This is a genomic window from Chryseobacterium sp. CFS15 (genome assembly GCF_031118795.1).
GTDB lineage: Bacteria > Bacteroidota > Bacteroidia > Flavobacteriales > Weeksellaceae > Chryseobacterium > Chryseobacterium indoltheticum.
This window is the reverse complement of record NZ_JAVHYL010000007.1, coordinates 127,398-146,504: the sequence shown is the minus strand read 5'-3', so window position 1 is coordinate 146,504 and position 19,107 is coordinate 127,398. Positions and strand designations below refer to the sequence as shown.

General features: G+C 33.2%; 25 protein-coding genes and 1 pseudogene. All 26 read left to right on the top strand.

Annotated features, from left to right (window positions below):
* Positions 1-48: 48 nt before the first annotated feature.
* The 26 genes and pseudogenes from OH814_RS12840 to OH814_RS12715 all read left to right on the top strand — a co-directional run bounded on the left by OH814_RS12840 (position 49) and on the right by OH814_RS12715 (position 19,070).
* Positions 49-342: a hypothetical protein gene (locus OH814_RS12840; RefSeq protein WP_308828415.1), complete on the top strand. Its 294-nt coding sequence runs from the start codon at positions 49-51 to the stop codon at positions 340-342.
* Positions 343-428: 86 nt separating this feature from the next.
* Complete coding sequence (locus OH814_RS20655; protein WP_374990575.1) at positions 429-1,406, top strand: RHS repeat-associated core domain-containing protein; 978 nt, start codon at positions 429-431, stop codon at positions 1,404-1,406.
* Entirely contained in the window at positions 1,384-1,872 is a 489-nt protein-coding gene (locus OH814_RS12830) for a hypothetical protein (protein ID WP_308828414.1), read from the top strand. The genes OH814_RS20655 and OH814_RS12830 overlap by 23 nt, the downstream gene beginning before the upstream one ends.
* Positions 1,873-1,903: 31 nt before the next feature.
* Positions 1,904-2,086: pseudogene (locus tag OH814_RS20650) on the top strand (RHS repeat-associated core domain-containing protein); the annotation flags it as partial.
* Between the two features lie 645 nt (positions 2,087-2,731).
* Positions 2,732-3,172: a hypothetical protein gene (locus tag OH814_RS12820; protein WP_308828413.1), complete on the top strand. Its 441-nt coding sequence runs from the start codon at positions 2,732-2,734 to the stop codon at positions 3,170-3,172.
* Between the two features lie 54 nt (positions 3,173-3,226).
* On the top strand, positions 3,227-4,102 hold the full coding sequence (locus tag OH814_RS12815) for an RHS repeat-associated core domain-containing protein (protein WP_308828471.1): 876 nt from the start codon (positions 3,227-3,229) through the stop codon (positions 4,100-4,102).
* Positions 4,099-4,626 carry a hypothetical protein gene (locus tag OH814_RS12810; RefSeq protein ID WP_308828412.1) on the top strand — a complete coding sequence of 176 codons (528 nt, stop codon included), beginning with the start codon at positions 4,099-4,101 and terminating at the stop codon, positions 4,624-4,626. Before OH814_RS12815 ends, OH814_RS12810 begins: the two co-directional genes overlap by 4 nt.
* 95 nt (positions 4,627-4,721) lie before the next feature.
* A complete protein-coding gene (locus OH814_RS12805; protein WP_374990572.1) occupies positions 4,722-5,621 on the top strand; it encodes an RHS repeat-associated core domain-containing protein in 900 nt (299 codons plus the stop codon).
* A complete protein-coding gene (locus OH814_RS12800) occupies positions 5,596-6,069 on the top strand; it encodes a hypothetical protein (protein ID WP_308828411.1) in 474 nt (157 codons plus the stop codon). Before OH814_RS12805 ends, OH814_RS12800 begins: the two co-directional genes overlap by 26 nt.
* Before the next feature lie 28 nt (positions 6,070-6,097).
* The gene (locus tag OH814_RS12795; RefSeq protein ID WP_308828410.1) at positions 6,098-7,189 is read left to right on the top strand and encodes an RHS repeat-associated core domain-containing protein; all 1,092 of its coding nucleotides are present in this window, start codon (positions 6,098-6,100) and stop codon (positions 7,187-7,189) included.
* A gap of 11 nt (positions 7,190-7,200) precedes the next feature.
* Positions 7,201-7,437 carry a hypothetical protein gene (locus OH814_RS12790; protein ID WP_308828409.1) on the top strand — a complete coding sequence of 79 codons (237 nt, stop codon included), beginning with the start codon at positions 7,201-7,203 and terminating at the stop codon, positions 7,435-7,437.
* A gap of 123 nt (positions 7,438-7,560) precedes the next feature.
* Positions 7,561-7,845 carry a hypothetical protein gene (locus tag OH814_RS12785; RefSeq protein ID WP_308828408.1) on the top strand — a complete coding sequence of 95 codons (285 nt, stop codon included), beginning with the start codon at positions 7,561-7,563 and terminating at the stop codon, positions 7,843-7,845.
* A 12-nt stretch (positions 7,846-7,857) separates the two neighbouring features.
* Positions 7,858-8,094 carry a hypothetical protein gene (locus OH814_RS12780; protein ID WP_308828407.1) on the top strand — a complete coding sequence of 79 codons (237 nt, stop codon included), beginning with the start codon at positions 7,858-7,860 and terminating at the stop codon, positions 8,092-8,094.
* A 25-nt stretch (positions 8,095-8,119) separates the two neighbouring features.
* Positions 8,120-9,565, top strand: coding sequence for an RHS repeat-associated core domain-containing protein (locus tag OH814_RS12775; RefSeq protein ID WP_308828406.1), 1,446 nt, complete (start codon positions 8,120-8,122; stop codon positions 9,563-9,565).
* Positions 9,550-10,185: a hypothetical protein gene (locus OH814_RS12770; protein WP_308828405.1), complete on the top strand. Its 636-nt coding sequence runs from the start codon at positions 9,550-9,552 to the stop codon at positions 10,183-10,185. The genes OH814_RS12775 and OH814_RS12770 overlap by 16 nt, the downstream gene beginning before the upstream one ends.
* Positions 10,186-10,463: 278 nt before the next feature.
* Complete coding sequence (locus OH814_RS12765) at positions 10,464-10,595, top strand: hypothetical protein (RefSeq protein ID WP_308828404.1); 132 nt, start codon at positions 10,464-10,466, stop codon at positions 10,593-10,595.
* A 44-nt stretch (positions 10,596-10,639) separates the two neighbouring features.
* Entirely contained in the window at positions 10,640-12,514 is a 1,875-nt protein-coding gene (locus OH814_RS12760; RefSeq protein WP_308828403.1) for an RHS repeat-associated core domain-containing protein, read from the top strand.
* A complete protein-coding gene (locus tag OH814_RS12755) occupies positions 12,486-12,944 on the top strand; it encodes a hypothetical protein (protein WP_123886617.1) in 459 nt (152 codons plus the stop codon). The genes OH814_RS12760 and OH814_RS12755 overlap by 29 nt, the downstream gene beginning before the upstream one ends.
* 56 nt (positions 12,945-13,000) lie before the next feature.
* Complete coding sequence (locus OH814_RS12750) at positions 13,001-13,888, top strand: RHS repeat-associated core domain-containing protein (protein ID WP_308828402.1); 888 nt, start codon at positions 13,001-13,003, stop codon at positions 13,886-13,888.
* A 16-nt stretch (positions 13,889-13,904) separates the two neighbouring features.
* Positions 13,905-14,357 carry a hypothetical protein gene (locus tag OH814_RS12745; RefSeq protein WP_308828401.1) on the top strand — a complete coding sequence of 151 codons (453 nt, stop codon included), beginning with the start codon at positions 13,905-13,907 and terminating at the stop codon, positions 14,355-14,357.
* Between the two features lie 136 nt (positions 14,358-14,493).
* A complete protein-coding gene (locus tag OH814_RS12740) occupies positions 14,494-15,333 on the top strand; it encodes an RHS repeat-associated core domain-containing protein (protein ID WP_374990571.1) in 840 nt (279 codons plus the stop codon).
* 10 nt (positions 15,334-15,343) lie between these two features.
* Positions 15,344-15,682 (top strand): hypothetical protein, encoded by a 339-nt coding sequence (locus tag OH814_RS12735; protein ID WP_308828400.1) that lies wholly within the window; start codon positions 15,344-15,346, stop codon positions 15,680-15,682.
* Between the two features lie 393 nt (positions 15,683-16,075).
* Entirely contained in the window at positions 16,076-17,305 is a 1,230-nt protein-coding gene (locus tag OH814_RS12730) for an RHS repeat-associated core domain-containing protein (RefSeq protein ID WP_308828399.1), read from the top strand.
* On the top strand, positions 17,302-17,748 hold the full coding sequence (locus OH814_RS12725) for a hypothetical protein (protein WP_308828398.1): 447 nt from the start codon (positions 17,302-17,304) through the stop codon (positions 17,746-17,748). The genes OH814_RS12730 and OH814_RS12725 overlap by 4 nt, the downstream gene beginning before the upstream one ends.
* A 548-nt stretch (positions 17,749-18,296) precedes the next feature.
* A complete protein-coding gene (locus OH814_RS12720) occupies positions 18,297-18,740 on the top strand; it encodes a hypothetical protein (RefSeq protein ID WP_308828397.1) in 444 nt (147 codons plus the stop codon).
* Between the two features lie 129 nt (positions 18,741-18,869).
* Positions 18,870-19,070 (top strand): hypothetical protein, encoded by a 201-nt coding sequence (locus OH814_RS12715; protein ID WP_308828396.1) that lies wholly within the window; start codon positions 18,870-18,872, stop codon positions 19,068-19,070.
* The last annotated feature ends 37 nt before the right edge of the window (positions 19,071-19,107 follow it).

Below are 19,107 nucleotides of genomic sequence, written 5' to 3'. Positions count from 1 at the left end.
TATACAGAAGCAGTAGATGGAGAAAAAGCTAATGGAAAAAATAGATTAATGATTCAATTATATGATAATGACATCAATAATGAGAAAATTTCTATTAAAACGAATGATAATATGATAATTTTCCAAGGTTCTAAAATCAACGAAAGTATCAATACAAAAATAAGTGGAAATTCAAAAGTTTTAGAATTTGCATTAAATGAAAATGTAAAATTTATTTATGTAAAATATGAAAGAGAAAGATATAAATTATCTATGAATAAGAAATACAGCATTCTTTTTATTGGAATGAGAAATACGCTAGATGTGTTATATACAAATAGAGAACCTATTTATACAGATTAGAACTCGATCTCGCGGATTTGCAATCCATGAGATTAAAAATCAAGATGCACTTCAACAATTGTAGGCTTCTATAAAAAGACAGCTTAATTTTTCGATGGGTTCTAATTGTAAAGTTTCTTGAGATTACATATGCTAATGATTATTACCTTTTTGGGATGAACCATTTGAAAACAGGAAATGCTTTCTTTGGCGGTTCTTATAAAGAGTACAAGTACAACGGTAAAGAACTCCAAGAGACGGGAATGTATGATTATGGCGCGAGAATGTATATGCCGGATATTGGAAGATGGGGAGTCGGAGATCCGCTAGCTGAGAAAATGACGAGACATAGTCCTTACAATTATGCTTTTAATAACCCTATTCGTTTTATCGATCCGGATGGTAGAGAGGCTACTGATATTCGTATAAATGGTGGATCAGCAGATAAAGCTTTAAAAGAATTGCAAAAATCAGCAGGCTCTGACATTACACTATCAAGGGATACAAGTGGAAATGTTCGTTATACTCAAAATTCTACAGGAGCTTTATCTGGGAATGCTGCCGAAGTTGCTAAAATCATAAACAATCATTCTGTTTTAGTTGATGTAGCTGCTGAAAACACACTTACTACAAGTACTGGTATAACACATAATGGAGGTGCATTTTTAGGAAACTCTTTAGATGCAGCTACTGGAGTAGTCACAGCAGAACAAGCAATTAATCCTGAAATATTAGGAAGGATGGGCGATTTTGCCAGTAAACCTGGAGAGGGTGTATTGCACGAAGTTTCAGAAGCTTATGAAGGGAGTTTAATATCTAAAGCCGAGAGTAATTATGTAGGTGCTGCAACTCAGGCTGATGCAGCAAATCCCGCAAGTGTTTATTCTAGGGCTCACAACGCAGCTGTTAAGCAACCAGGAGGGAGTATTGAGATTCAATATATTACAAACGATGGGATAATCCTTCGGAATCCAGCTGGCTTTTCATTTGGACCTGCAGGCAATAATGTGAAGAGTGCCCAATTTATTTCAAGTGGTAACATAATTTTTACAAAATATCCAAATGGAACATTTACACCATATTAAAAAACAAATGTTTTTTTTATCTATTTTTTGTTGTTTAGCATTGCAGTTTGGCTGTGTGAGTAATCATGTAAGCAAGAAAATTGAAGTTGATGATAAACCAAAGTATACTGTTTTCAAAATTGATTCAATTAATAATTATTATTTAGTATACTTAAGTTTTGAGAAAAAAACCTATAAAGTTGTCTCAAAGAAAGAAGTAATTACTAATTGTAAGACAATTAAGTTAGGAGATAAATATAATTTATTTAATCTTAATAGAATAATTATACCGGAAGATTACATACCTAAAAATGTAGCAACAGGCAGCCCTCTTGAATTTGTTCCAGACTGTATAAAATTTGATAAACAAACAGAGATCTGTAGAGAGAGGGGTATGGATAACATATACAGGTCTGATAACTTGAAAGGTTTATGTTATATTGATAGTCTCCCCGCAGTAAAAAGGCTCCCGACTTTGAGCAGATAAATAAAAAAACCTCGCAAAATGCGAGGTTAATTATCAGTACAAGTACAACGGTAAAGAACTCCAAGAGACGGGAATGTATGATTACGGTGCAAGATTTTATATGCCGGATATTGGAAGATGGTGCGTTGTAGACCCGCTTGCTGAAAAGATGACCCGTTACAGTCCTTACAATTATGCTTGGGACAATCCGATTAGGTTTATTGACCCTGATGGAATGTTTGCTACACCTGCAACTAAAAATGTAAGAGTTATCAATAGAACTGACTGGAACACTATAAGCTCTGATAATGGAGGATCTTTGTCAGCTCCAGCAACACAAGCTTTGCAAGCAGCTAGCTCCGTAGTGACAGTAAATAATACTCAAATAAATTCAGATATCAATAATGCTAATAATGAAACAATTGCTGATCAGACAAAAGAGCGACAAGTTTTTGTAGGTCTAGAAGTTACAAGAGGAGATGTTCCAACAGCAGAAGTAACCTCAATGCGAGGAGCAGATGGGACAGATGGAAAAACAAGTATGTCTATAGATTCTCGAAGTGATAATTCAGGAAATGTTATCAAGCAGACATTTACAGGAACTAGTTTAATCGCTTTAACAAGTACATACACATAACTTAACGCAGGAAGCTAACAAAACAAATATTTCAGGGACATCAACAATTGATAAAAACACATCAAACAGCTATGGCATACCTATCCACGCTGTTGACTCATATAAGGGAATACAAACAAATGGAAATGCAATTCATAGAGTAATGCCAAACGGAGTAGAAACTAAAAATATTAGTACTACAAATAGCCAGAACATTGGTCAAGATGCTTTAAGAATGCATGTAGATAAACAAAAAAATCCATAATGAAAAAATATTTAGCAATGGCAATTCTTCTGCTATTAATAGTAAGTTGCCAAACACAAAAAATCAAACCAAGTATAATATATTTTCTTCCATCTAATGTAAAAGAAATACTTTACAAAGAAGTTCAAAAAAGAAAAGGAGCTAACAAAAAAATATGTATAGTTTTTGAAAAGGGAGATTCTGATACTTATTTATTATATTTAAATACAGTTTCTAATGATTCGGAAGCTTTTTGGTTGCAACATAGTAATAGAGCTATATTTCTAGAAGGAGAATTGATTCCTTTTTATTTTTATTCTGATGAATATTTTTCGTTCGCAGAAGATGGAAAAGATGTTATTAAAAAACTTGGAAAAGAACAAGATATAAAAAAGGTTATCAATAATAGAGAAAATACATTTCAGATAAAATTTAAATCAAATGGTGAAATCGTAAAATAATTTTTCCCTCGCTACCGTACAATTTTATTGCGGAAGATAATAAGGCTAAGCTAAATTCTTGAGATTACAGATGCAAATGATTATTATCCTTTTGGGATGAATCATTTGAAAACAGGAAATGCTTTCTTTGGAAGTGGTTCGTATAAAGCTTATAAGTACCAAGGACAAGAATTACAAGAGACGGGCTTTTATTCTTTTAAGTGGAGAAATTACATGCCGGATGTAGGAAGATTTTTTAACATAGATCCTTTGAGTGAAAAGTATGCTTACCAATCGCATTATAATTTCTCTGAAAATAGAGTTGTTGATGGAAGGGAACTCGAAGGTTTGGAATGGTCTAAATCTACAGATGGTAAGTCCATACATAATCACGCAATAATTAGAAATCAGTCATCATATAAAGGTAATTTAGTACCAATTGCAGAGAGGATGAAATCGGATTTTGAAAAAGCCTATTCTGTCAATGGCGTGAAGGCCACCTATTCTTACGAATTCAATGAGAATGCGGATCCCTCTAAACAATTTGTGACAAGTCTGTCAGATCCTATTGGTAAAACATCAGTTCCGATTAAAGATGAAAAAGGCAGAATTAAAGGCTTTACTACATCAATGATTGGAGGGTTAGCTTTTACAGACAGTCCAATAACTAATAATATAGAAGTAGTAATAACCACTAATAGTAATGGTGATTTAGCAGATTTGGAACAGATTGGGCAACGATCAGTTCACGAACTAGGTCATAGTGGTGGTTTGCCACATTCATGGGAGAAAAATTCTACTGTACCATTAGAAAAAGAAATCCAAGAAGCAAATGCTATGAACTCTTCTGCGCAAGAAAGTCCATTTCCTGTCCCAGGTGGAACTAATATTACTATAACTCCAAAACAGATCGAAAAAATAATTAATAATCCTAAAATACCTGTAGAATGAAAAAATGTTTATTAATAATTTTTATTTTTTGTATTTCATATTCTAAAAGTCAAATTCTTTCAGAAAAAGAAGAAAAGCAAATTAGTTTTCTTCCGGTAAGAACATCTTTTGAAGACGAAATTATTGATGCTTACTCAAGAAGTTCATTTAAGGAATATACTAAAGTTATGAAGATAGATAGTTTATTATATCCTACAGTTATAATCTTTAAAGGAAAGTTTAAAAATAATTTGCTTGATATATATGATATGGGAGAAGTAGATATTTTTAATTTTAAAAAAAATAAATATAAAAAGTATATATCTTTCAACAATGTAACAACTAATCCCACAACTAATTACACTGGTGATCAAGTATTACTAAATAGTGAAAATAAGAAAAACTCATTTTTAATTTTATTAGATAAAAAAAAAGGGGTTATAATTAATAATAGCAATAAATATCATTTTATCTATATTTATTACAATAAAGAAAAAGGATATTGGCATATCTTATATTCTAATTATTTAGATATATCTTCTTAATATATCTCCTTCTCTCACACTATTTTATTTTGGAAGATATAAGGCTGAGCTAAATTCTTGAGATTACAGATGCTAATGATTATTATCCTTTTGGGATGAATCATATGAAAACAGGAAATGCATTCTTTGGCGGTTCGTATAAAGATTATAAGTACAACGGTAAAGAGTTGCAGGAGACCGGAATGTATGATTATGGTGCAAGGTTCTATATGCCGGATATTGGAAGATGGGGTGTTGTGGATCCGCTGGCGGAATTAGACACACAATGGTCAACTTATCGATATGCATATAATAATCCTATTCGTTTCATCGACCCAGATGGAAGAAATGAAGACATCTATGAAATGGATAAAAATGGAAATTTGGAGTGGAGAGAAGATTCTAAAACAGATGTTATCTATACATCCAAAAATTTCGAAGGAGAAGGAAACGACAGAAAGTTAAAACAAAGTAATGATGGGGGATATGAGATTGGAGAAAAAGGCTATGTGTCTAAAAATCAACACAGATACAATCAGGAAGGTGATAAATATATGGATTTTGGACAGAATGAAGCAGAAGGATTGGAATATTTTAATAAAGTAGGTGATTGGATGAAGGCAGGAGATATTGAATCCGAATTTGGTATCCAGACTGCTGATATTGGAAGTACGGACAATACAGTGGTTTATACATCCGGAAATGAATCTTCTGTATCCCCTGTATATGGTGGCGATAATGTCAAATTGGATGGACATTTACATCCAGGGACATGGAGCCCCGCACAAGTTTCGGGACCTTTAAATCCTAGTGGGTTTAGGATGTCAAAATTTCCAACAAAAGAAAATGGTTACACTTTTAAGGTAATGAATAAGACAAATGTAGGAGATAGAGTTTCTGCTGAATCTGCTCCTAAAGCTATCAATTTCATATATGTTCCGGCGCATAATACAACTATCATATATAATAACTCTCAAATAATTAAAGCTTATGAAGGAAAATTTAAAAAAGATTAAACTAGGTGCCTTATTATGTATTCTTTTATTGAGCTTTGGATGTTCTGCTCAGAATCATCAAAAGGAAGAATTTTACAATTATATAGAAAAGATAATTGCCGAAAAAAAATTTGTTTTTTTTGAATTAAGCTTAATTAAAAGATGTGACAGTCAATATCTGTTTGGCTTTGCAAAAATGGATTACAACGATAATCTATCTAAGAGAATTAAGATTTACAATTATAAAGGATCTTTAATAATCTTTGATTTGGGTGAAGAAAAAGATAAGCAAATTATTGATTTTTTTGATTCATTTTTTGAGAAAGCAGATCAAAATATATCTAATATTGAAAGAGGAAGACAGTCAATAATTGATGAAAGAGCGCTTTATTTTGTGGATAAAAGATTTATTAAAGATTTAAATAAAACCCAGATTTTTATGGAAAGCGATTGTGATAAAAACAAATGAATATTCCCTTTGCTCCCACAATTGTATCGTGTGGCAGATAAGAATTAGTTTTGCAAAAAACAGCGCAGGTGTTCTTGAAATAACAGATGCTAATGATTATTATCCGTTTGGGATGAATCATATGAAAACAGGAAATGCATTCTTTGGCGGTTCGTATAAAGCTTACAAGTACAATGGAAAGGAGTTGCAGGAGATTGGGATGTATGACTATGGAGCGAGATTCTATATGCCGGATATTGGAAGATGGGGCGTTGTAGATCCGCTTGCTGAAACTTCAAGAAGATGGAACCCTTATAACTATGCTTACAACAATCCAATAATGTTTATTGACCCCGATGGAAGACAAGGAACTGATTGGATTAGGCAAAACGTTAATGGAGCATCGACATGGACTTACAATCCAAATGTACAAACGGTTGCTCAGGCAGAAGCTGCGGGTTATCAAGATGTAACTGCTGTCTCTGCTTCCGCTACAATTTCAAGTAACGGATTTTTGGGTGCCGGAGGATATAGTTACACATTAAATGAAGGCGGTTCAGTAACTAATAATTCTGATGGTTCCGGTATAAACAATACGTTTGTTACAGGTGCGGGAACTACAGTTAATGCTCCATCTGGTACATTTATGAGTGAACAAAAGTTAGATTTAACTGAGAAATGGGCTGGTTCAAATAATTTCTTTGCAAAGTTTTTATATGGAATAGCTAATAGTACTTACGTTACTGCACAAATTTTCGATGGAAGTCTTATGGAAAGACCAGAATGGTCAAATCCATTGGGTGGAAATTATGGCAATCTGGATGGTACACCTAATTATCAGCAGGCAGATGCTTTAGTAAATACAGTAGCTACAGCTGCTCCTTATGCAAGAGGTGCTAAAGTTGTAAACTCTCTTATGCCAGAAGGGATGAGTATACTAAGCAAATTAGAGCCTGCAACCGGTGCAAGAGGAGTGATAAATAATACTTTAAATAGAGGGGTGGATTATGTAAATGGTACAGTAGGAAAAGGAATGATCGCTCGGCCTATTGTTACAGGTGCCGGAAATGCTGCAAAGGCGGATAGCCCTATTCGTATCTGGTTAAAGAGAAATGTAGGTTACAGACCTCAGTTTAATTAATAAACAATATTATGAACTTATTGGAAATAATATTCGGAGGACTTATTACTCAATTCTTAGGCTTGAATACTAGATATTATTTTTTCAAGCTCTTTAATAAGAATTTAAAGAAGGGGGATTTTGTAAATGATGAGGAAGAAATAAATGGTTTAGGACAAAGTCTTTATAATTTTTTTATAGGGATTATAGTGTTTTTCTTTTTATCTTTTGGAATAGTTTATATGTTAGATGTATTCCATCTTTTATAACTTCTCCCGATCTCGCGGATTTATAATGGAGGACTTATGGAAAGACTCAAATGGTCAAACCCTTTATGAGGAAATTATAGAAATTTGGATGGTACACCTAATTACTAATAAGCGGATGCTTTAGTGAATACGATAGCTACAGTTGCTCCATATGCAAAAGGGGCTAAAGCTGTTAACTCTCTTATGCCTGAAGGGCTGAGTGTTCTAAGCAGATTTGGTCCTGCCACTGGAGCCAGAGGAGTAATAAATAATACTTTAAACAGAGGAGTAGATTTTGTGAATGGCACTGTCGGAAAGGGGATGATAACACGACCTGTTGTTACAGGTGCTGTAAATGCCGCAAAACCAAATAGTCCTATTCGGAATTGGTTGAATAAAAATGTAGGTTATAGACCTCAATTTAATTAATAAAATAGTATTATGACTTTACTTGAAATAATATTCGGGGGACTAATTACCCAAATTTTAGGTTTAAATACAAGATATTATTTTTTCAGGATTTTTAATAATAATTTGAAAAGAGAGGATTTTGCAAGTGACAAGGAAGAAATACATGGTTTTGGTCAAGGTTTTTACAATTCTTTCATAGGGCTTATTATATTTTGTTTGCTGTTTTTGGGTCTCACATATATTGCATATAAATTAAATCTTTTATAATCTGAACCTTCCCAATGAGATCAATATGGGTTTTTATTCTCCTTTTGATGTCAGCCATATCTATTGTGCAGACGGCTCAAAGCTTAGGAAAAATACGGAGAGTACAGTATCGGGTTACCATAATGCTATTCTTACCACTGAGGTCACCGATTATCTCGACGGATTCCAGTACAAGAATACAAAAGTGGAAACATTGGGCGGCGGTGGCGGTCCTGGAGATGTAGAATTATTGCTTGCAGCACCTGTAGAAACCAGGAGAGCAATGGAGATGGAAGCCTTCAGTCTCGAGGATCTTATTGAGCCTTCAGATCCGGGAATAATCAATCCTATTGGTGGAATTGCTGCCATTTTGAAAACACAGGACTTGCAGTTTTTCCCAACGGCAGAAGGTTTTTACGATTACCAGAAAGATCAGTATATTTACCAGTATAAAGATCATTTAGGAAATGCAAGGGTGAGTTTTGGTAAAAACAATTTTGGTGTTCTTGAGATTACAGATGCTAATGATTATTATCCTTTTGGGATGAATCATTTGAAAACAGGAAATGCTTTCTTTGGCGGTTCGTATAAAGATTACAAGTACAACGGGAAGGAACTTCAAGAAAGCGGAATGTATGATTATGGAGCGAGATTTTATATGCCGGATATTGGGAGATGGGGTGTTGTAGATCCGTTGGCGGAAATATATAATAACTCTAGCCCTTTTAATTATGCTGCTAATAATCCTATTCTTTTTATTGATCCAGATGGTCGTGGAACAGAAAGCACTCATACAGATAAATTTGGAAATGTCGTTGCGGTTTATAATGATGGGGACTTAGGAGTTTATCGACATGAAGGTAATTCCGAAGAGACTAAACAGGAACTTAATCAAAAGTATTCAAAAAATAATACCTCTGGAGATGGGGAAAAAATGGGGTCTACACTAGTTTGGAATTCCTTTACAGAGTTCGATGGAAATGGTCGATCAGCAGGTAAAATAAATTTTGGTTCTTATCAAGCAAGAGATTGGTTGAACAACTTTACTAATGAAATTAATAAAGACCTTGAAAACAATTTTGGCGTAGGTTTTACAGCAAGGCAAAACTATGCTATGAATGGTGGAAATGGTGATAAATATGATTATAAAAGCCAAAATGGAGGCGGTTTATATGCTGGGTCACAAATTTCAGAAGGTGTGTATGTGTCAGCTAGAGATGTTGGAAATTTCGCAGCAGGTAGAGCTGCTTCATTAACGGGGCAATCCAAAATTGATTTTATGTTGAATGCAGGAGGTTTTAATTTATCAGGTAATAGTAAATGGGGTCTTTTCTTTAAAAATTCTTACTGGAAAAATCAAGCTCAAAAAGTTGGCTCACCTACATATGGTGAAGATTCTAACTCAAATTTCTTTCAACGTTTAGGTTATGAAAACGTAACAACACTTCAAGGATTAAAAACGAAAAGTAAAATAATATGGGGTTCAAAATAAAAAACATCGTTCTACTTTTGCTATTATTTTTATTTCTATCTTGTAGAAATTCTAATTTTAATAATTTTGAGGGCGTTGGTTTTTCTTATCAAATAAGTGCGGGCAAAACAGATATAGTACGTGTTAGATATACCACTGATGACGGAGCTCCTTCAATTCAGCTTTTTGATACAAAAGGAAGGCTTAAAGAAGAAGCTACCATTGCTCCTTATATGGTTTTAAAATTGGCAGCTGTGAAAAATCACAACATACAAATGACCTATATTGTTGGACAGAATGATCTTAATATGTTTTTACCTTGGTTCGAGAAAAACAAAAATATTAATCCTAATCGCATAGGCAGTTATTCTATTCGCTATAACTATGAAATACGAAATGTATATTTTGCGAATCAAGATTCAGTACAGGTAGATTCATTATATATTGATAAGAATACACAAATAATGTCTTTGTTTTTAAAACAAAAATTAATTGCTAAAAAGCCGATGTACTTATTTAGAGTTGAGTCTTCTGAAATAACACTTTATGATGAGGTAAGCAAATCAAATATACCCTATATATTTACAGACAATAAGAATATTGTTCAGGAGTATTTTAAAAAAGTTCGTGCTTTATATTAATTTTTAATATCCCTGGCGCGAGCGTCTCGCTCGTTCCGTTGAAGATAAAAACCTCGCATTTTGCAAGGTTACCCTGAGAAAAGAGGGTGAATCAGGAATAGCCGTAAAAGAACGGTTTGTGTATGATGCCCAAAACAGGCTTTTGCAGCATTATCATCAGACAACAATACAAAGAGCTGCTTGCCGAAAACAGTTACAACTAGCTGTCTCAGCTAGCCAATAAAAAGGTAGGAAATACTCTTCAAAGCATCAATTATACCTACAATATCCGTGGCTGGATGACCCATATCAATAAAGACCAGATGGCTTTGGGCAATTTGGGAGGTAAACTGTTTTCTTATAACATAAAATACAATCACAAAGAAGGAATCGAAAATCCCAGCTCTACCCAGTTTCATGGAAAGATGTAAAAGCAAAATACAACGGAAACATTGCCAAGGTAGACTGGAGAGCTGTGGAGGTGATAGGACAAAATCCATCCACGACGCCTGAAAGATACGGCTATGCTTATGACAGACTCAACAGGCTACTGGCAGGATATTACCAAAACCCGAATAATCCTAACAGCAAAGAGAATACAGAATCTTTAGATTATGATCTGAATGGAAACATTACCAATCTATACAGAACTTCGGTAGTAAGCTACGGAACCAATACGGCAACGGTAATCGACGATCTTACCTACACTTACGCTGAAGGAGGAAATAAGCTTACGGGAATTACCGACAGTTCGCAAAACCAGACAGGATATGAGAATTATCCTCCGACTTATCCTATTAATTATGATCTGAACGGAAATATGCTCAGCATGTCTGGAAAAGGTATTTCATCAATACAATACAATTTTCTGAACCTTCCCAATGAGATCAATATGGGCTTTAATTCTCCTTTTGATGTCAGTCATACTTATCGTGCAGATGGCTCAAAGCTTAGGAAAACTACGGTAAGTACGGTAACAGGTTTTCAGAATATGACCATTACTACGGAGCTTACCGATTATCTGGACGGATTTCAGTATAAAAAAACAAATATAGAAACGTTAGGCGGCGGTCCGGGAGATTTAGAATTAATGCTTGTCGCACCTGTAGAAACCAGCAGAGCAATGGAGATGGAAGCCTTCAGTCTGGAGGATCTTATTGAGCCTTCAAATCCGGGAATAATCAATCCTATTGGTGGAATTGCTGCCATTTTGAAAACACAGGACTTGCAGTTTTTCCCGACGGCAGAAGGTTTTTACGATTACCAGAAAGATCAGTATATTTACCAGTATAAAGATCATTTAGGAAATGCGAGAGTGAGCTTTGGTAAAAACAGCGCAGGTGTTCTTGAGATAACCGATGCCAATGATTATTATCCTTTTGGGATGAATCATTTGAAAACTGGGAATGCTTTTTTTGGCGGTTCATATAAAGCTTATAAGTACAACGGAAAGGAGTTACAGGAGACGGGAATGTATGATTATGGTGCAAGATTCTATATGCCCGATATTGGGAGATGGGGTGTTGTGGATCCGCTGGCGGAAAAGATGACTCGTCATAGTCCATTTAATTATGCGTTTAATAATCCAATCAGATTTATTGATCCGGATGGAAGAGCTCCCGCTGATGATCACTTTAATAAATATGGACGTTATATTGGAACCGATAATAAGAAAACAAACAATGTTGTTGTACATACTAATAGCTCTGCCACAAAATTATCTCAGTTAAAAGGTAATACAGGAGCTGCAAGTTTATCTCAATTAGATTACAGCACTCGTGGAACAACCAAAGCGGTATCAAATTTATTATCACATTATGCAAGTGCAAAAGGTATATCTGGACACACGGGCGTGTATAAAGGATCTAGAGGATCTGCATATAATAATGATAGGGGTAATATTTTCTTTAATATTAAAGATTTAGGTAATGGCACTTACAATAATGCTTACAATATCAGATCTACCTTGAATCATGAAGGAGGAAAATTTGGGCATAAAAATGAAAGTAAAAAAGGTGATTACAGCTTTGAATTACATTCTAAGGTGTACTTAAATGAAGCTAGGCATCCTGACTTTGGCAAGACAACCCAAGCATATCGTTACGGGCAAGCTGCAAGTTTTAGTCAACGGGTACTTAATGCAGCAGAAAAAGAATCTAGTTATGGTACTAATCATATGAATATGATTAATGATTATAATAATAGTAGTACAGGAAATACAGGAGGTGTGACCATTACTGCATACAACGGAGGAAATAATTTACCAACAAGTACAACAATAACAGTTAGTGTAGGAAACAGCACTTATCCAGCAAAACCATATGAAGACATTAAAAATCCCCGCGATTAGTTTATTTATAATTACTGTTTTATTTTTTTCATGTAAAGAAAATAAACAAGATAAAATAAAATCAGTTTTTACTGGAGAAACAAGTAGGAAATGGTATTCTTATAGTATTGATGAAGATCATTCATTCTACCCTTATAGAGTAAAAGAGTTTTTTAAAGACGGAAGACAGATTCAATATATCAATAATTCTACGACCAAGAATTTAGATACCATACCGAAGGACGATATGTATAATCCTGAAAAATGGTTTATTATCAATGATTCTGTTATTAGTATTGAATCTATATTTAATCCTATAACTAAAAACTATAACAAAAGCAAAAGGAAAATTCTTTTTTATAATAGTGATACTATTATATTACAGGGAACAAAGCGTGATAATTACGAAGGAGTTTTGATTCTTACACGATATAAGGAAAAGAAAAAGTAATCAACAAGAAAGCCAATTCCCCGCTACCGCACGACTGCATCGTGTGGCGGATAATGGTGAGCTTAGTAGAAAACGAAGATGTTCTTGAGATTACAGATGCTAATGATTATTATCCTTTTGGGATGAATCATTTGAAAACAGGGAATGCTTTCTTTGGAAGTGGTTCGTATAAAAATTACAAATTTCAAGAGCAGGAATTACAGGAAACAGGTTTTTACTTGTTTAAATGGCGTGAATATATGCCAGATGTTGGTAGATTCTTTAATATTGATCCGCTTTCTGAAAAGTATGCTTATCAATCGCATTATAATTTTTCAGAAAATAGAGTTATTGATGGAAGGGAACTCGAAGGCTTGGAAGTTATTTTATTCAAAGATGTCAAAAAGAATGAAGCTATAACTAAAGCTGCAAATAGTGGCCTTTATAAAGATAATCCAAACACTAAAACTGTGCATGTTTTTGCTCACGGAAATCCTGCGGCGTTATATAATGAAACATATAAAGGAGAAACAACAATTAATGATGGTGGCGATCTTAATAATGTTTTAAATCAAGGTAGCGATTTATGGAAAAATTCTGAAAGTAAAGACGGCTTTACCGTTGTTTTACACTCTTGTAGAGTAGGAAGATATACACTTGATAAAATAGGAAATGTTATAGATCCAGTAGCTTCTAAAATATCCGATTCAAAAGAGATGAAAGGGGTTACAATAATTGCTCCGGATGAAAGAGATGGTTTTGGTTTCGGAAAAGAGGTTGGTCCAGTTGGAACAAAAAACGCAAATCATAATGGTGATGTTAAAAAAGGTGAGAAACCTATTTCATCAGGAATATTTGGTTCTTGGAATTCTTTTCAAAATGGACAAAGAATAAAACAACAGCCAGGAAATACAAAGCCTGAAGGAAAAGACCAAAGAAACTTATGGGACAGATTATTTAATTAGATAAGTAGGATAAATTATGAAAAATTATGTAATTATATTAATATTTTTATTTCATTTTTCTTGTCAAAAGAAAAATCAACAGTATCAACCTAAAGGTGGTGAAGAAATTATTACAATGAATTCTATCTCAAATTATGATAGCATTATAAATCTTGTTAAAACTAAAGGAGATACTGTGGCATACACTGAGCTCTTCTATCATTTAATGGATTCTAATGAGGAAGCAAGAACAGATACATTAATGTACTATTCAAAAATAATGGCTGAAGAATATAATTATAAAAAAGCTTTTTTACATTATTTTAACGCCTTGTGTGAAAAAAATAATATAAATCCTTATAAAGATTTATCTCAAGTGGATATAAGCAAGTTACCCATCAGTGATAAAAAAGAAGCTTTATTTTACCTTAATAAAATGTTGGAAAAAAAAATAATTACAAAAGAGCAATTTAACTCAGTAAAAAAATAACTATACTAGGTGGATTTGGTAATGTATCAGAGCTAGTGAGAGAGAATTAATTGTTAAGAAACTCAAGAATAAGTTTTGAAAAAACAACGCAGGTGTTCTTGAGATTACAGATGCTAATGATTATTATCCGTTTGGGATGAATCATTTGAAAACAGGAAATGCATTTTTTGGCGGTTCATATAAAGCTTACAAGTACAATGGTAAGGAACTTCAGGAAAGCGGAATGTATGATTATGGTGCAAGATTTTATATGCCTGATATCGGACGATGGGGAGTGGTAGACGAGAAGGCAGATAAATACAGAAGATGGTCGTCTTATAACTATGCTGTAGACAATCCAATCAATTACATTGACCCAGACGGAAGAGATATTATTTTTGTACAAATGGTAAATGAAAAAAACCAAGTACATTTAAAATATAATAAAGGGAATTTTTATTATTTAAATGGAGATAAAAAAGGACAAAAATACGATGGTAGAAAAGATAAAGTAAGTCAAAATTTATTTAGACTGGCAAGAGCTTATAGAAAAATTGAGCATTCAGATAGCAAAGTTCTAAAAGCAATGTTGCATCATCTTGAAAACAGTGAGAATAAGCATTATATTTTTGACCCCCAAACTCCAAATCAAGGGTCAGGTGTACAAGGAACTCCAGACGGAGGTTCTCAAACTATATTTAATCTTTCAAGTCAGGAAGAAAAAGATAGATTTAAGAAAACAGAAGGTGTTCCAAATTCTGATTTAAGTACAGTAGCTCACGAAATGCAACACCAGTATGATAAAGATACTAATAACCAATCCGATGCAACCAATACAAGTGATGCGGATAACCCATCTGAACAAAGGGCTGTAAAAACTGAAAATGAAGCACGAAAAATAGAAAAATTACCGGCAAGAACAACTTATGGAGGTATACCTATTAATCATACCCCGCTAAATTATAATGTGCCAGAAGATGATAAAAAGAAAAAATAATATTATAGTTATGAGATACAAAATAAAATACCTGATATTAATTTTTTCTTTCGGATTAATATTTTATTCATGCAAAAATGAAAAAGCAAATCCAGAATTTATAGAGAGACTCTCTTCTATAGAAAATGGATTGCCTTCCCCTTACTTTAATTATTATTTATATTTCAAAACCGACGATGATAAACTTATAGAGACCAATATAACTTTTTTATATAAACTTTATCAAGATCATTATGATGAAACTTATAAAAATAACTTAAATGCTTTTTTAACAGACTTATTTACGAAGAGTAATCTATTAAAAATAGAGAATATCGATATATATATAAGAATAAAGGTTATTTTTTAAATATTTATGATATTGATAAAAGCATATCAAATATGAATATTGAAAATATAAAAAAAAGATATTTGCAGTCAGAACAAGAATCTTTTATATTGATTCCAAAAGAATTACCTAATATGTCAAGTTTAAAAACAGTTCTTTACGAAATGTTTTTAAATGGATATGTAATTACAATGAACGATTATGGCGGTGGATATTATAACATTGAAAAGTATGAATCAAAATAAGCCAAAAAAACCTCGATTAACGAGACGGAATAGGATTTAGTTATAATTAGCCATACATATCGTGTGGAAGGCTCAAAGGTTAGGGGAAATACGGTGAGTACAGTATCATGCTATTGTTACCACTGACGTTACCGATTATCTCGACGGATTCCAATACAAGAATACAAAAGTGGAAACATTGGGCGGCGGTGGCGATCCGGGAGATGTAGAATTATTACTTGCAGCACCGGTAGAAACCAGGAGAGCAATGGAGATGGAAGCCTTCAGTCTCGAGGATCTTATTGAGCCTTCAGATCCGGGAATAATCAATCCTATTGGTGGAATTGCTGCCATTTTGAAAACACAGGACTTGCAGTTTTTCCCAACGGCAGAAGGTTTTTACGATTACCAGAAAGATCAGTATATTTACCAGTATAAAGATCATTTAGGAAATGCAAGGGTGAGTTTTGGTAGAGACAGTTTTGGTATTCTTGAAATAACAGATGCTAATGATTATTACCCTTTTGGGATGAATCATTTGAAAACAGGAAATGCTTTCTTTGGCGGTTCGTATAAAGCTTATAAGTACAACGGGAAGGAACTTCAGGAAAGCGGCATGTATGACTATGGAGCGAGATTCTATATGCCGGATATTGGAAGATGGGGTGTTGTGGATCCGCTGGCGGAGAAATATCCAGAATGGACTCCATATGCTTATACATTTCAAAATTCAGTCAATTATATAGATCCAACAGGAATGGAGGGGTTAGGTTGGATTAAAGATAAGAAATCAGGAAATGTATTTTGGGATAATAATACTAACAGTCAAAAAGAATTTAAAACGAATTATAAGGGTAAAGAAAGCTCTTATTCGTATGTAAGTGATAAGGATGACTCCAGAGCTTATACACTACCAAATGGAGATGGTACTGTTTATATGGATCAATGGAATGATAGTTACAAAAATGCTGAAGGAGGAAATGTCGGTCCAAATATTCAAATGAGTTTTTCACCAGCATTTACAGATGATGAAGAAAATTCTGGCTGGTTTCAAACTTTTAAATCTAATGTCCCTAATTTTGATTCAAATATAGGATTAGAAGATTTTAAACAAAAAGCTGAAGAAAGAGTTGATAATGGGTTCGGAAATCCCGACCCTACAAAAAGTGAATATTTTAATCATCCATCATTAACAGATTTTTCCGATGATCCTCAAAGACGTCCAAACTCTAATGGTATTGTTAATTGGGATGCTCAAAATTCTATGATAATAGGTGGAAAGAAAAGTTTTACGGTAAAATATGGTTTCTCAATTACTAAAGATGGTAAGGTTTCTTATAGAAAGCCTACAATTAATTCTGCGACCAGTGTTTTCCACAATATTGGCATCAAAAATTTACCTAAAATAAATAAAAAATGAAAATATTTTTTTTCTTATTGACCATTAGTGTATTTATAAATGTTAATGGTCAGAACAGCAGGAATAAAGTTTTTTTCGGTATTATTGAAAGTAATTCTTATCAAAAAAATGATAAAATAATTTCAAATTTACCATATAATACTGATGGAAGATTTTTATATAGTGAAAATCCAACTTTAGATAATTTAGTAGATTTTCTTAAAAGAATAAAAGAAAAGAATTTTGAAGTTGAGATTCAAATTAATTATTGTTATAGCAATATCCCCACATATAGTATTAGGATAACAGAATCTCTTAAAAAAAGTTTGGATCTGATTCTTAAACGCAAAGGTATCATTGTTAAAGATATTTTTGCTAATGGTTGTCAGGAGTCTTTATTAAAAATAAATGATGAGAATTACAAACAAATGGGAGAATCAAATATAATCATAACGATTTTGTGAATTTAATTTAAACCCTCAGTAACAAAGCTACCAAGTGGCTTTGTTACTACATAATACTTTATAGCTTAATCAGTTTGAGAATAAAATCTACCTGTGTAAAGTTTGTGACTTTTGGTTGATAAAATAATTTGGGGGGGCGCTATGAAAAGTCTCCCGACTTTGAGCTGGCTAAACGGAATGGGAACGACTTTGAAAAATCGAGATTACCCGGCACAATGTATCTCAAGGTGATAAAAAAAGTAGCTCTAGCTTTCCAAGAACAGTAACCCTATTTATGTACAATCCTAGGAAAACAGTTTACTATAATCAAGAAGAAGTTACTTCAATAAAGAATGGTTATCATAAAAAGTAAGAAAAATGGAAAAATTAATATATTTAATATCATTTTTGTTATTTTCTTAAGGTTCTGATGTTAATTGGAATGCGAAATCTTCAATGATTATAAATGGTGAAAAATCATTTTCTGTAACATGGGGGATTTACGATTAAAAAAGAAAATACGATTAAATACAATCCTCCAAAAATAACAAATAAAACAACTATTTTTCATGAAAGTGCTATTAAGAATTTACCGAAAAAATAACATTTTTTTCTTGTGTTTTAGTTTTTTTCTTTTCACTAATTACATCAGTTCTTGTTTTGGACAAAATATTCGTTATGGTTATGTGGATAGTTTAAAAACAGGCGATTTAGTAGTGATTGATATGCTTCAAAATAGAGATGGACGTTTTTTTAATAATGATGAGCTTATAAAATTTAAAAAATTTACCGAGTCTTCTGATGGAAAAGTGAAAATTTATATAAATTATTTTCTGGGCAACTCAAAATTGAATAAAGCTTATTCAGATGCATTGAAAAAAAGTTTACGTAAGTATATTAATAATTCCAATATTGAGATTATTTCGATGGGAGATACGAATCCAATTATATGCGATAAAAATAATAAATACTTTAGGAATAATAATACAAGATTAGAAATACAATTTAAGTAAGCCCCCGCTCTCACACGATTTTATCATGGGAAACAATAGGGCTGAACTAAAGGATAGGTGTCTTGAGATTACAGATGCGAATGATTATTACCTCCGCTACCGCAAGATGGCATCGTGTGGCAGATAATGGTGAGCTTAGTAGAAAGCGAAGATGTTCCTGAGATTACAGATGCTAATGATTATTATCCTTTTGGGATGAATCATTTGAAAACAGGAAATGCATTTTTTGGCGGTTCGTATAAAGATTATAAGTACAATGGTAAAGAACCCCGCTGTGCGAAGTCTTCCGACTTTGAGCTGATAAACAAAAAGAGGCTGTCTCACCTTTGAGATAGCCTCTTTTGTGGTATATAATGTTCTGTTTTGT